Origin of the sequence: Streptomyces sp. NPDC053493 (genome assembly GCF_044544825.1) — a bacterium.
Lineage (GTDB): Bacteria > Actinomycetota > Actinomycetes > Streptomycetales > Streptomycetaceae > Streptomyces.
The window spans coordinates 168,186-181,444 of record NZ_JBITXS010000010.1 but is presented as its reverse complement, the minus strand read 5'-3'; the positions used below and the strand labels follow the sequence as shown (position 1 = coordinate 181,444).

Genomic DNA, 13,259 nt, shown 5'->3' with positions numbered 1-13,259 from the left:
CGAGGCCCGGCTCAACCGGTCGTCACGGCCCCCTGGGTGTGGGGGACGGTGGCGACCGCGTCGATCCGGGCCAGGGCGTCGTCCGCGCCGTACGGCTGGAGGTAGGGCAGCCACCGCGGGTCGCGGTGGCCGGTCCCGATGATCCGCCAGGCCAGTCCGGTCGGCGGGGCGGGTTGGTGCCGCAGCCGCCAGCCCAGCTCGCGCAGGTGCCGGTCGGCCTTGACGTGGTTGCAGCGGCGGCAGGCCGCCACGACGTTGTCCCAGGCGTGGGTCCCGCCGCGGCTGCGCGGAATGACGTGGTCGACGCTGGTTGCGACGCCACCGCAGTACATGCAGCGACCGCCGTCGCGGGCGAAGAGGGCTCTGCGGGTCAAGGGAACGGGCCCCCGGTAGGGGACCCGGACGAACCGCTTCAGGCGCACCACACTGGGCGCGGCGATGACGCGGCTCTCGCTGTGCAGGAAGGCGCCGGACTCCTCCAGGCAGAGGGCCTTGTTCTCGAGGACGAGGACGAGCGCGCGGCGGAGCGGTACGACGCCGAGCGGCTCGTACGACGCGTTGAGGACCAGGACATGCGGCACGGATGCCTCCTATGACGCCGGCGGCGCGTGGCTCGCGCCGGGACGAACTGCTCTCAGTCTCTCCTCATGCCTGGTCGGTGCGCCACCACATGGAGGTAACGGCCCTGGGGTGTTCTCGACCACATCGGCACGCGTACGGGAGTCTTCCCCGGCCGCGATCCGTCTTCCCCTGTGCACACGGCAACGGGAGGACGTCTCGTCCCCCGTTAGTGTGGATGGATCGCGCACGCCTGCCTGGAGGTTCTCGCTGTGCCCCCGTTGTCCTGGTCCGCCCTGGCGACCGCCGACGATTCGCAGTCCGTTCCGGTGACGCTGGACGAGGCGGCGGAGAAGGCGACGAACGCCGCGGGCTGGGTGGAGCAGAACTGGTCCACCTGGCTGAACACCGGACTGAAGATCGTCCTCATCCTGGTCGTCGCGCTGACGCTGCGGATGCTGGTCCGCAAGGCGCTGACCAAGCTGATAGACCGCATGAACCGGTCGGCGCAGGCGGTGGAGGGCACCGCGCTGGGCGGTCTGCTCGTCAACGCCGAGCGGCGCCGCCAGCGCTCGGAGGCGATCGGCTCGGTGCTGCGCTCGGTGGCGTCGTTCCTGATCCTGGGCACGGCGGGGCTGATGATCCTGGGCGCCTTCAAGATCGACCTGGCACCGCTGCTCGCCTCCGCGGGTGTGGCCGGTGTGGCGATCGGTTTCGGCGCGCGGAATCTGGTGACGGACTTCCTCTCCGGTGTCTTCATGATCCTGGAGGACCAGTACGGCGTCGGCGACACGGTCGACGCGGGCGTCGCCTCCGGCGAGGTCATCGAGGTCGGCCTGCGGGTGACGAAGCTGCGCGGCGTCGACGGCGAGATCTGGTACGTCCGCAACGGCGAGATCAAGCGGATCGGCAACCTCAGCCAGGGCTGGGCGACGGCGGCCGTGGACGTCACCGTCCGTCCGACGGAGGACCTGGACCGGGTCCGCGAGGCGATCGCCGGGGCGGCCGAGTCCATGTCCAAGGAAGAGCCGTGGAACGAGCGGCTGTGGGGCCCGGTGGAGGTGCTCGGCCTGACCGAGGTGCTGCTGGACTCGATGACGGTCCGGGTCTCGGCGAAGACGATGCCGGGCAAGAAGCTGGGCGTGGAGCGCGAGCTGCGCTGGCGCATCAAGCGGGCCCTGGACGAGGCGGGCATCCGCATCGTCGGCGGCATCCCGCCGCAGGTGGAGGAGCCGGCCGCGGCCGACCCGTCGGCCGCCGTCGCGGCCCCGTCGGCCTTCGCGTCGCCGTCCTCTCCGCAGTCCGCCGCGGCCACGCCGCTGCCGAGGCCGGACCTGACCAAGTAGCGCGCCGGCGCGTGCACGGACGCGAGGGGCGCCCCGCCGGCCACCGGCGGGGCGCCCCCCTTTTTCTCGGTGCCCCGCGCGGTGATTTCCGTCGGCCCGCGTGGCGGTCCGACCGCCGCTTCCGCACCGGCCCGCGCAAGGCGGGCGGTGTCCGGGTATTGACGGTTCGACGACGTCGGCCTTACCTTCCTCCCAACCCAATAGGAAACTTTCCTAACAGTGCAGCTCACGCAGGGGGAACGCGATGGCCGGTACGACGCCGGGAACGCCCGGGACGCCACGGGTGCTGCGGGCCATGAACGATCGGGCCGCGCTCGATCTGCTGCTCGCGCACGGCCCGCTGTCGCGCACCCGGATCGGCAAGATGACCGGGCTGTCGAAGCCCACCGCCTCCCAGCTCCTCGCCCGGCTCGAAGCGGCCGGACTCGTGGTGGCCACCGGGACGACCGAGGGCCGGCCCGGGCCCAACGCGCAGCTGTACGCGGTCAACCCGCGGGCCGCGCACGCCGCCGCGCTCGACGTCACTCCCGAAGGCCTGCACGCGGCCGTCGCCGACATCACCGGCGAGGTGGTGGGCGAGTTCCGGCTGCCCACGCCCGGCCGGGCCGCCGACGACGTCGTACGCCAGGTCGTCGACGCCCTCGACGGGGCCGTCAAGGACGCCGGACTCGCCCTCGCCGACGTCCACCGCCTGGTCATCGGCACGCCCGGCGCCTTCGACCCGGCCACCGGACGGCTGCGCTACGCCTCCCACCTGCCCGGCTGGCACTCCCCCACCCTCCTGCAGGAGCTGGCCTTCGCGCTGCCCATGCCGTTCGAGTACGAGAACGACGTCAACCTCGTCGCCCTCGCCGAACAGCGCCTCGGCGCCGCCCGCGGCCACGACAACTTCGTCCTGCTGTGGAACGAGACGGGCCTCGGCGCCGCCCTCGTCCTCGGCGGCCGCCTGCACCGCGGCTTCACCGGCGGCGCCGGCGAGGTCGGCTTCCTGCCGGTGCCCGGCACCCCGCTCGTCCGGCAGGTCGCCAAAGCCAACTCCGGCGGCTTCCAGGAACTCGCCGGCGTCCAGTCCGTACCGCGGATCGCCAAGGCCCTCGGCATCCGCACGCCCGAGCAGCCCTACGTCGAGGTCGCCGCCCGGCTGCTGCGCGAGGCCGTGGAACGCCACACCGACGACGAGCGCTACGCCCGCCTCCTCGACGACTACGCCGAACGCCTCGCCACCGGGCTCGCCGCCCTCGTCGCCGTGCTCGACCCGGAACTCCTCGTGCTCTCCGGCGAGGCCATCAGCCCCGGCGGCGAGCCGCTGCGCGCCCGCGTCCAGACCCAGCTCGCCGACCTCGCCGCCGCCCGGCCGCGGCTCGTCCTCGCCGCCGTCGACCGGCATCCCGTCCTGCGCGGCGCGCTCGAGTCCGCCCTCGCCGCCACCCGCGACGAGGTCTTCGACACCTCCCGCTAGACCTCACCAGGCCGCCCCGCCCCTTCCTCCTCCTCCACCCGTCCAGGGAGTACCCGTCATGCCCGCACGCCCCCGCAGGCTCGTCGCCGCACTCGCCGCCACCGCCTCCACCGCCCTCCTCGCCTCCGCGTGTACCGGCTCCGCGACCCACGGCGCGACCGACGACCCGAACGCGAAGACCACGATCACCTTCTGGCACGGCTGGTCCGCGCCCTCCGAGGTGCAGGCCATCACCGACAACATCAAGCGCTTCGAGACCGCGCACCCCAACATCAAGGTCGAGGTCGTCGGCAACATCGACGACGACAAGCTCAACCAGGCGCTGCGCACCGGCGGTTCGAAGGGCCCCGACGTCGTCTCGTCCTTCACCACGTCCAACGTCGGCAAGTTCTGCTCCTCGGGCGCCTTCGCCGACCTCAAGCCCTTCATAGAGAAGTCCAGGCTGGACCTCGCCGCGATCATCCCGAAGACGCTCCTCGACTACACCCAGTTCGAGGGCAGGCGCTGCGCGATGCCGCTGCTCACCGACGCCTACGGCCTCTACTACAACAAGGACGCCTTCAAGGCGGCCGGCCTCGACCCCGAGAAGCCGCCGAAGACCTACTCCGAGCTGCTCGCCTACGCCAAGAAGCTCACCAAGGAGAAGGGCGGCGGCTACGAGCGGCTCGGCTTCATGCCGAACTACCACGGCTACGAGACGACCACCGAGCACTACCTGGGCAGCTGGGGCCCGGCCTACTTCGACGCCAGCGGCAGGTCCACCGTCGGCACCGACCCGGCGATCGCCGAGATGATGACCGTCCAGAAGAAGATGGTCGACGAACTCGGCGGCTACGAGAAGCTGGAGAAGTACCGCACCTCCTTCGGCGACGAGTGGGGCGCCAAGCACCCCTTCCACACCGGCCAGGTCGCCATGCAGCTCGACGGCGAATGGCGGCTCGGCATGGCCACGGACGCCAAGGTGCCCTTCGACATCGGCGTCGCCCCGATGCCCGTCCCGGACAGCCAGGCGGCCGACTACGGCAAGGGCTTCCTGTCCGGCACGATCATGGGCATCGCGCCGCAGAGCAGGAAGCAGAACGCCGCCTGGGAACTGGTCAAGTTCATGACCACCGACACCAAGGCCGTCGTCGGCTTCGCCAACGGCATCCGCAACGTGCCCTCCACCTTCGAGGCGCTGAAGTCGCCGGACCTGACCTTCGACCCGCGCTTCAAGACCTTCCTCGACATCGCCCGGCACCCGAAGTCCAACACGCCGGCCGGCGCCGTCAACGGCGCCACCTACCTCAACACCCTGCAGGACTTCGCCCTCAGCTACGAGAAGGGCGCGGTGAGCGACCTCAAGGGCGGCCTCGCGAAGACCGCGCAGCAGATCGACACCGACATCGCCAAGGCGAAGTAGCCGATGAGCACGCACTCCCTCCGCTCGAAGCGCCGGCGCGCGGCGCTTCGTACGGCGGCGTTCCTGTCGCCCTGGCTCGTCGGGTTCGGCGTCTTCTTCGCGTACCCGATGATCTCGACCGTCTACTTCTCCTTCATGGACTACGACGGTTTCCAGGCGCCGTCCTTCAACGGCCTGGCCAACTGGACGTACGTCTTCCGGGACTACCCGATGTTCTGGCCGGCGCTGCGCAACACCCTGTGGCTGGTGGTCGTCATGACCGCCTGCCGGGTGGTCTTCGGACTCGGCGTCGGCCTGCTCGTCACCAGGATCAAGACCGGCGCCGGCGTCTTCAGGACCCTGTTCTACCTGCCCTACCTGGCCCCGCCGGTCGCCGCGACGCTCGCCTTCGTCTTCCTGCTCAACCCCGGCACCGGGCCGGTCGACTCGCTCCTCGACAGGATCGGCATCCCCGGACCCGCCTGGTTCAACGACGCCGCCTGGTCCAAGCCCGCGCTCACCGTGCTCGCGGTGTGGGGCGTCGGCGACCTCATGGTCATCTTCATGGCCGCGCTGCTCGACGTACCGAAGGAGCAGTACGAGGCCGCCGAGCTGGACGGGGCCTCCGCCCTCCAGCGGTTCCGCTACGTGACCCTGCCGAACATCTCGCCGATCGTGATGTTCGCCGTGGTCACGGGCGTCATCCAGGCCATGCAGTACTACACCCAGCCGCTGGTGGCCGGAAAGGTCGCCTCCGGCGTCATCGGCGGCTCCGGCCAGCCGTTCGAGCCCGGCTACCCGGACAAGTCCACGCTGACCCTGCCGCAGCTCGTCTACAACCTCGGCTTCCAGCGCTTCGACTACGGAGCGGCCTGCGCCACCGCCCTCATCCTCTTCGCCCTGGCCATGGCCTTCACCGCGCTACTCATGCGCCGCCGCGGCGGACTGATCCAGGCAGGTGACTGAACCATGAGCCAGGTCCTCGACCCGCCCACGGCGCTCGACACCCGCGACGCCGGGCCCACCCCGGCCCGCCGCACCGCCCGCCGCAAGGCCGTGCTGCACTGGATCGCGGTGCACGCGCTCGGCGTCGCCGCCGCGCTGTTCTTCGTGCTGCCGTTCGTCTTCGTGCTGCTCACCTCGCTGATGAGCGACCAGCAGGCGCTCACCCGCGACCTCACGCCCGACACCTGGGAGTGGGGCAACTACGTCCGCGTCCTCGAGACGCCGGGCTTCCTCACCTGGTGGCGCAACACCCTGCTGTACGCGGGCCTCGGCACCGCCTTGACCGTGGTGTCCTCGGTCCCGGTGGCGTACGCGCTGGCCAAGTTCCGCTTCCGCGGCAGCCGGCTCGCCCTGATGCTGGTCATCTCGATGATGATGCTGCCGCCGCAGGTCGTCGTCATCCCGATGTACCTGTTCTGGGCCAAGCAGCTGGACCTGTCCGGCACGCTGTGGCCGCTGATCGTCCCGATGGCCTTCGGCGACGCGTTCTCCATCTTCCTGCTGCGCCAGTTCCTGCTGACCATCCCGAACGAGTACCTCGACGCGGCCCGCGTCGACGGCTGCGGCGAACTGCGCACGCTCGTAAGGATCGTGCTGCCGATGGCGAAGCCGGGCATCGCCGCCGTCGCGCTCTTCCAGTTCTTCGCCGCGTGGAACGACTACTTCGGACCGCAGATCTACGCCTCCGAGAACCCGGCCGCGTGGACGCTGAGCTACGGCCTGGAGTCCTTCAAGGGCGCGCACCACACCGACTGGAATCTGACCATGGCCGCGACCGTCCTGGTCATGGCCCCCGTGATCCTCGTCTTCTTCCTCGCCCAGAAGGCATTCGTCGAAGGCGTCACACTGACCGGAGTGAAGGGCTGACCGCGCGTATGAAACTGGCTGTCGTGGGGGGCGGCTCCACCTACACCCCCGAACTCATCGACGGGTTCGCGCGGTTGCGCGAGACCCTGCCCGTCACCGAACTCGTCCTCGTCGACCCGGCCGCCGACCGGCTCGACCTCGTCGGCGGCCTCGCCCGCCGGATCTTCGCCAAGCAGGGCCACGCCGGGCGGATCGTCACCACCTCCGACCTCGACGCCGGCGTCGACGGCGCCGACGCCGTCCTCCTCCAGCTGCGCGTCGGCGGCCAGGCCGCCCGCGAACGGGACGAGACCTGGCCGCTGGAGTGCGGCTGCGTCGGGCAGGAGACCACCGGCGCCGGCGGCCTCGCCAAGGCGCTGCGCACGGTCCCGGTCGTCCTGGACATCGCCGAACGGGTCCGGCGCGCCAACCCGGACGCCTGGATCATCGACTTCACCAATCCCGTCGGCATCGTGACCCGGGCGCTGCTCCAGGCCGGGCACAAGGCCGTCGGGCTGTGCAACGTGGCGATCGGCTTCCAGCGCAGGTTCGCCGCGCACCTCGGTGTCACGCCCGCCGAGGTGCATCTCGACCACGTGGGCCTCAACCACCTGACCTGGGAGACCGGGGTACGGCTCGGGGGCCCCGAGGGCGAGAACGTGCTGCCCCGGCTGCTCGCCGAGCACGGCGACGCGATCGCCGCCGACCTGCGCCTGCCGCGCTCCGTCGTCGACCGGCTCGGCGTCGTCCCGTCGTACTACCTGCGCTACTTCTACGCGCACGACGCCGTCGTCGAGGAGCTGCGCGCCAAGCCCTCGCGGGCGGCGGAGGTCGCGGCGATGGAGAAGGAACTCCTGGAGATGTACGGGGACCCGGCGCTCGACGAGAAGCCGGAGCTGCTCGCCCGGCGCGGCGGCGCCTTCTACTCGGAGGCGGCCGTCGACCTGGCGGCCTCGCTGGTGGGAGCGGGAGGCTCGCCGTACCAGGTGGTGAACACGTACAACAACGGCACGCTGCCGTTCCTGCCGGACGACGCCGTGATCGAGGTACAGGCCGCGGTGGGCTCCAACGGCGCCGTGCCGCTGCCGGTGGCGCCGGTCGACCCGCTCTACGCGGGTCTGATCGCCAACGTCACCGCGTACGAGGACCTGGCCCTGGAGGCGGCGCTGCGCGGCGGACGGGACCGGGTGTTCAAGGCGCTCCTCGCGCACCCGCTGGTGGGGCAGTTCGCGACCGCGGACGAGCTGACCGACCGGCTGATCGCGCACAACCGGGAGCACCTGGCGTGGGCCTGAACGGGACGCTGCTGGCGATCGACGCCGGCAACAGCAAGACCGACGTCACCGTCCTCGGCCCGGGCGGCACGGTCCTGGGGGAGGCCCGCGGCGGCGGGTTCCAGCCGCCGGTGGTGGGAGTGGAGACGGCGGTCGACGCCCTCGCGGAGATCGTGGGGCGGGCGTGGGAGGCGGCCGGCGGCGCCGGGCTCGACCCTCGGTTCGCCCATGTCGCGGCCTGTCTCGCCAACGCCGATCTGCCGGTGGAGGAGGCGGAGTTGACGGCGGCGCTCCTGGCGCGCGGCTGGAGCCGCTCGGTCCGGGTGCACAACGACACCTTCGCCCTCCTGCGGGCCGGGATCGACGAGCCGCGGGGCGTGGCGGTGGTGTGCGGGGCGGGCATCAACTGCGTGGGCATGCTGCCGGACGGGCGGACCGCGCGCTTCCCCGCGATCGGGAAGATCTCCGGCGACTGGGGCGGCGGTGGCGGACTGGCCGACGAGGCGCTGTGGTTCGCCGCGCGCGCCGAGGACGGCCGGGGCGAGCCGACGGCGCTGGCCCGCGCGCTGCCCGGGCACTTCGGTCTGCCGACGATGTACGCGCTGATCGAGGCGCTGCACCTGGGCCGCGTCCCGCTGGTGCGCAAGCACGAGCTGACGCCCGTCCTCTTCCGTACGGCGGCGGAGGGCGACCCGGTGGCCGAGGCCCTGGTGGACCGGCTGGCCGACGAGGTGGTGGCGCTGGCCTCGGTCGCCCTGGGCCGGCTCGAACTGCTCGACGAGGCGGCGCCGGTGGTGCTCGGCGGCAGCGTCCTCGCCGCGCGCCACCCGCGGCTGGACGGCCGGATCGCCGAACTCCTCGCGGTGAAGGCCCCGAAGGCCGTGATCGGCGTGGTGACCGCGCCGCCGGTCCTGGGCGCGGGCCTGCTCGCCCTGGACGCCGTGGGGGCGCCCGGGACGGCGGCGGCCCGGCTGCGGGAGCACTACGGGGCCTGAGTCCGGCGGGTGTGGGGTGACGGGTGCGGGGCGTCCTCTCGGGGGCGCCCCGCACGCGTGTTCACTCGTTCGAGGACGTTCGGGGCGGAACCGATTTCGGCCGGGCGACGTATTCAGAGTGAAGGGAGTGCGAAGGGGGGTTCGCCTGCGGAAGCGGCGGACACATGGGGCACGATAGGAACAAGATCCAGTCAATCCCGGTGTGCGGGACGGGCGCTGCGGCCATACTGCTGGCCGGGTCGTCGTCCGCCACCGCGCCGGCAGGACGGGTCGTCGTCTGAGACCGAGGGGGAGGTCACGTGACATACCCGCCGAACGCGCCCGCCGCCTCGGTGGCGCAAGGCACCAGCACCGCCGCGTCCGCGCGGCCGGTTTCCGGTGTGCCCGCGCAGGCGGCGCAGGCCGGTGCGGCCGTTCCGCCGCCCGCGGCGCCCGGCGCCTGGGCGCAGGGCCGCGAGGTGCTGCGCCGGGCCGCCACGACCGAGCCGGGCCGGCTGCGGATCCTCGGCGCCGTGCTGGCGCTGCTCGTCGTCGCCTTCGGCGCCGTGACGGCATTCGAGGTCGCCGACCGGGCGTCGTACGCGGACGACGTGGTGGGCCGCAGCCAGCCGCTCAGCGCCGACGCCGCCGACATCTACCGCTCGCTGGCCGACGCGGACGCCACGGCGGCGAGCGGCTTCCTGTCCGGGCCGCAGGAGTCCGAGCAGATCCGCCGGCGGTACGCGGACGACATCACGACGGCCTCCCGGCTGCTCGTCAGGGCCGCCGCCAGCACGGACGCGGACGGCACGTCGGCCCGCGAGATAGCCACGCTCAGCGAGCATCTGCCGCGCTACACCGGCCTGATCGAGCGGGCCCGCGCCGCGAACCGGCAGGGCCTGCCGCTCGGCGGCGCCTATCTGCGGTACGCGAACCAGACGATGAGCACCCAGCTGCTGCCCGCCGCCGAGCGGCTGTACGCGGCGGAGACCGAGCGGCTGCACCGGGACGACGACGAGGCCCGCGCCTGGCCGTTCCTGTCGATCGGCCTCGGCGTGCTCGTGCTCGCGGTCCTGGTGTGGGCGCAGCGCCGCAACTACGCGATGACAAGTCGGGTGTTCAACCGCGGCCTGCTCGCCTCGACCGCGGCCTGCCTGGTCGCCCTGCTGTGGCTGCTCGCCGGGCACGGCCTGGCGAGGGCCGGGCTCGGCGAGGCCCGGGCGGAGGGCCAGGCCTCGCTCCAGGTCCTCAACGAGGCCCGGATCAGGTCGCTGAAGGCCCGCGCCGACGAGAACCTGACGGTGGTGGCGCGCGGCGCCGTGCTCACCGACGACGGCAAGCAGGACAAGTACGAGGCCGACTACGCGGCCAGCGTCGCCGCGCTCGGCTCGGCGCTCGACGAGGCCGGGCGGATGGCCGACGACGAGGCGGGGCGCGCTCCGGTGACGGAGGCCGCGGCGCGCACCGGCGAGTGGCGCGAGCGCCACCAGCAGGCCCGGGCGCTGGACGACGCGGGCGACTACACCGGCACGCTGAAGAAGGTCATCGGCGCGACGGAGTCGACGGGGCAGTCCTTCGACCAGATCGACGCGGCCCTGGGCCGCGCCATCGACCACGAGCAGGACGAGTTCACCCGCGCCGCCGACGGCGGCCGGGACGCGCTGACCGCGCTGCCGCTGGGCGCGGCGGTGCTCGGTGTGCTCGGCGCGGCGTGCGCCGTGACGGGTGTCAACCGCAGACTGTCGGAGTACCGGTGAGAGGGGGCGGGATGTCGGACGGCGTCGAGCGGACGAGCGGGACGGGCGGGGTGCCGGCCGACGGCGCCACGGCCGTGCCCCGGCCGCGCCGGGTGGCGGGCGGCGGCGGACAGGACGCCCTCGCAGGACCGGTGACGACCGGAGCCGGGCGCGGGTACGGGCAGGCCGTCGGGCGCGGAGCGGGACCGGGAGCCGGGCTCGGGTACGGCGACGGAAGCGGGGCCGGGTACGGGGCCGCCCGGGTCGCGTCGCCGGGAGGCGGCGGCACCGGTCACGCGCACGCCCTCGGGCGCGCTTCGGGCGCAGGCACGGGCCGGGGCGTCGGGCGGCTGCGCGGGTGGGGCGGGGTCGCGGCCATGGCGGTGGCCTGCGGACTGACCGCCTCGCTGGCCCTGTTCGCGCTGCCGCGCACCGGAGCGGGCGGTCCCGGCGCCGGTGTCGCGCCGGTCGTCTCCGGGCCGGGCGTAGGCCGGGGCGTGCAGATCAAGGCCGAGACCTGCAGGGACCCGGAGGCCTCGCTGACGCCGTCGACCGCCGACGGCCCGGCGGTCACCCGGATCAAGAACCGCGGCAAACTCGTCGTGGGCGTCGACCAGTCCAGCTACAAGTGGGGCTTCCGCACGCCGCCGACCGTCACCCGGCAGGCCGACGGCTCGGTGAAGGAGACTCCCGGCGAGCTGGAGGGCTTCGACATCGACCTGGCGAAGGCCATCGCCAAGTCCCTCCTCGGTTCCGAGGACGCCGTCATCTTCCGCACGATCCCGACCAACCAGCGGATCGCGGCGCTGGAGAGCGGCAAGGTCGACCTCGTGGTGCGCACGATGACGATCAACTGCAAGCGGATCCAGCAGGTCGCCTTCTCCACCGCCTACTTCCAGGCCGGCCAGCAGGTCCTGGCGCCCAAGTCCTCGCCCGTCACGGGCTACGACGCGTCGCTGAGCGGCAAGCGGGTCTGCACCGCGGAGGGTTCCACGGCCTACGAGGCCCTGGAGGAGAACTCGTTCGGCGCGGTCTTCAAGGACGTCGGCGACGGCACGAAGGACGACCCGGACCTGCTGACCGTGCCCAACCAGCTGGACTGTCTGGCCCGGCTCCAGATGGGCGAGGTCGACGCGGTCGTCACCGACAACGCGCTGGCCGCCGGCCAGGCCGCCCAGGACCCGGCCGTCGAGCTCAAGGGCAGACCCTTCACCACCGAGTACTACGGAGTGGCCGCGAAGCTCGGCGACGACGACCTGGTCCGCCGGGTCAACCAGGTGCTCGTGGAGTACCGGCGGGGGCCGTGGCAGCTGGCGTACGACAAGTGGCTGAAGGCGGACCTGCCCGGGATAGCCGGGCCGCCCGCTCCCAAGTACAAGTAGAACGAGAGGTGATCGATGGGCGTCGCGGGACCCCCCGGGCCGGTGATGGACCGGGACGAGGTGGACCGTGCGCTGGCGAGGCTCGGCGCGGAGCACAAGGCGGTCGAGGACTCGCTCCTCGCGCTCCAGGACCACGCCGGCCGCAGGCTGCTCGAGGGCGCCGCGCTGACCGGGACCACCCGGGACCGCTGGGCGGCCACCGAGCGGACGATCACCTTGCTGTGGACGTACTTCGACGCGTACACGGCAGCCCTGCACGACGCCCGTGAGGTGCGGGCCCGGCGCCGCTGGCCCGGGCGGGACGAGCTGGTCGAGCTGACGGACCGGCTGCGCGGCGAGAGCGTGCTCGTGGCGGGCGGGGCGCGGGAGCGCTCCGAGCTGACCGAGCGGTTCACGCTGGACGGGCTCGTCACGCGGATGAACGAGCTGTACGCGTCCTCGCTGGACGTGGTGGTCACGGCCGACGCCGTGTGGTCGGCGCTGCCCGCGCGGATAGACCTGCTCGCCGCCGAGCTGGGCCGGACCCGGTCGCTGGCGCACTCGGTCGGCGTGCGGCCCGGGGAGCATCCGGCCGGCGACGAGCTGGCGGAGATCACCGCCGAGCTGTCCGCGCTGCGCGCCCAGGTCGTCTCCGATCCGCTGGCGTTCTGGACGCCCGCCGAGGGCAGTTCGGCGCCCGGCGGCGGCCGGCCGGACACCCGGCGCTACGACACGGCGGCCCGCGCGCTGGAGGACATCCGGCGGGAGATCGAGGCGGTGCTCCAGGTCCGGCAGGACTCCGAGGACCGGCTGCTGCGGCTGCGGGACGTGCTGTCGCGCGCGGACCGTACGCTCGCCGAGGCCCGGGCGGCCCGCGGCGAGGTGCTCGCGAAGATCGCCGCCACGGAGGTGCCGGCCGTCAGCGGGCCGCCGACGGCGCTGCAGGAGCGGCTGGCGCAGGCCGCCGAGTACCGCAGGCACGCCCAGTGGCACCGGCTCTCGCCGCTCCTGGACTCCCTGGAGCGGGAGGCGGAGGACGAACTGCTGCGGGCCCGCGAGTCGTTGACCGCGGTGACGGCGCCGCTGGCGGTGCGCGCCGAGCTGCGCGGCCGGCTCGACGCGTACAAGGCGAAGGTGGCCCGGCTCGGCGCGGCGGAGGACCCGCTGCTCGTCGAGCGGTACGACACGGCCCGGCGGATGCTGTGGAGCGCGCCGTGCGATCTGCGGGTCGCCGAGCAGGCGGTGCTGCGCTATCAGCAGGCGGCCGCGGAGACGCTGTCCGGGCCGAGGCACGACGGGGGGAGTCAGTGGTGAGCGGG

11 protein-coding genes are annotated in these 13,259 nt (G+C 72.9%); 10 read left to right on the top strand and 1 reads right to left on the bottom strand.

What is annotated here, in order from left to right:
• Positions 1-11: 11 nt before the first annotated feature.
• Positions 12-581: an HNH endonuclease gene (locus tag ACIGO8_RS26355; RefSeq protein ID WP_399735460.1), complete on the bottom strand. Its 570-nt coding sequence runs from the start codon at positions 579-581 to the stop codon at positions 12-14.
• Between the two features lie 258 nt (positions 582-839).
• Here ACIGO8_RS26355 and ACIGO8_RS26350 point away from each other — a divergent pair, with 258 nt between their 5' ends.
• The 10 genes from ACIGO8_RS26350 (at position 840) to ACIGO8_RS26305 (ending at position 13,254) form a co-directional block, all read left to right on the top strand.
• On the top strand, positions 840-1,904 hold the full coding sequence (locus ACIGO8_RS26350) for a mechanosensitive ion channel family protein (protein ID WP_399735836.1): 1,065 nt from the start codon (positions 840-842) through the stop codon (positions 1,902-1,904).
• A 244-nt stretch (positions 1,905-2,148) separates the two neighbouring features.
• Positions 2,149-3,363: an ROK family transcriptional regulator gene (locus ACIGO8_RS26345; protein WP_399735457.1), complete on the top strand. Its 1,215-nt coding sequence runs from the start codon at positions 2,149-2,151 to the stop codon at positions 3,361-3,363.
• Between the two features lie 58 nt (positions 3,364-3,421).
• Positions 3,422-4,765 (top strand): ABC transporter substrate-binding protein, encoded by a 1,344-nt coding sequence (locus ACIGO8_RS26340; protein ID WP_399735454.1) that lies wholly within the window; start codon positions 3,422-3,424, stop codon positions 4,763-4,765.
• 3 nt (positions 4,766-4,768) lie between these two features.
• On the top strand, positions 4,769-5,710 hold the full coding sequence (locus tag ACIGO8_RS26335) for a carbohydrate ABC transporter permease (protein WP_399735451.1): 942 nt from the start codon (positions 4,769-4,771) through the stop codon (positions 5,708-5,710).
• Between the two features lie 3 nt (positions 5,711-5,713).
• Positions 5,714-6,616 carry a carbohydrate ABC transporter permease gene (locus ACIGO8_RS26330; protein WP_399735449.1) on the top strand — a complete coding sequence of 301 codons (903 nt, stop codon included), beginning with the start codon at positions 5,714-5,716 and terminating at the stop codon, positions 6,614-6,616.
• Between the two features lie 8 nt (positions 6,617-6,624).
• Complete coding sequence (locus tag ACIGO8_RS26325) at positions 6,625-7,890, top strand: 6-phospho-beta-glucosidase (RefSeq protein ID WP_399735446.1); 1,266 nt, start codon at positions 6,625-6,627, stop codon at positions 7,888-7,890.
• Positions 7,881-8,864, top strand: a complete 984-nt coding sequence (locus ACIGO8_RS26320) for an N-acetylglucosamine kinase (RefSeq protein ID WP_399735443.1) — start codon at positions 7,881-7,883, stop codon at positions 8,862-8,864. Before ACIGO8_RS26325 ends, ACIGO8_RS26320 begins: the two co-directional genes overlap by 10 nt.
• 299 nt (positions 8,865-9,163) lie before the next feature.
• Positions 9,164-10,600 carry a hypothetical protein gene (locus tag ACIGO8_RS26315; protein ID WP_399735440.1) on the top strand — a complete coding sequence of 479 codons (1,437 nt, stop codon included), beginning with the start codon at positions 9,164-9,166 and terminating at the stop codon, positions 10,598-10,600.
• Positions 10,601-10,956: 356 nt separating this feature from the next.
• Positions 10,957-11,961 carry a glutamate ABC transporter substrate-binding protein gene (locus tag ACIGO8_RS26310; protein WP_399735833.1) on the top strand — a complete coding sequence of 335 codons (1,005 nt, stop codon included), beginning with the start codon at positions 10,957-10,959 and terminating at the stop codon, positions 11,959-11,961.
• Positions 11,962-11,976: 15 nt separating this feature from the next.
• Positions 11,977-13,254, top strand: a complete 1,278-nt coding sequence (locus ACIGO8_RS26305; RefSeq protein ID WP_399735437.1) for a hypothetical protein — start codon at positions 11,977-11,979, stop codon at positions 13,252-13,254.
• The last annotated feature ends 5 nt before the right edge of the window (positions 13,255-13,259 follow it).

What these genes read in the sequence shown, in the direction of transcription:
- ACIGO8_RS26345 (WP_399735457.1), top strand. Translation starts at nt 2,149, where the DNA reads ATGGCCGGTACGACGCCGGGAACGCCCGGGACGCCACGGGTGCTGCGG.
- ACIGO8_RS26340 (WP_399735454.1), top strand. Translation starts at nt 3,422, where the DNA reads ATGCCCGCACGCCCCCGCAGGCTCGTCGCCGCACTCGCCGCCACCGCC.
- ACIGO8_RS26335 (WP_399735451.1), top strand. Translation starts at nt 4,769, where the DNA reads ATGAGCACGCACTCCCTCCGCTCGAAGCGCCGGCGCGCGGCGCTTCGT.
- ACIGO8_RS26330 (WP_399735449.1), top strand. Translation starts at nt 5,714, where the DNA reads ATGAGCCAGGTCCTCGACCCGCCCACGGCGCTCGACACCCGCGACGCC.
- ACIGO8_RS26325 (WP_399735446.1), top strand. Translation starts at nt 6,625, where the DNA reads ATGAAACTGGCTGTCGTGGGGGGCGGCTCCACCTACACCCCCGAACTC.
- ACIGO8_RS26310 (WP_399735833.1), top strand. Translation starts at nt 10,957, where the DNA reads ATGGCGGTGGCCTGCGGACTGACCGCCTCGCTGGCCCTGTTCGCGCTG.
- ACIGO8_RS26305 (WP_399735437.1), top strand. Translation starts at nt 11,977, where the DNA reads ATGGGCGTCGCGGGACCCCCCGGGCCGGTGATGGACCGGGACGAGGTG.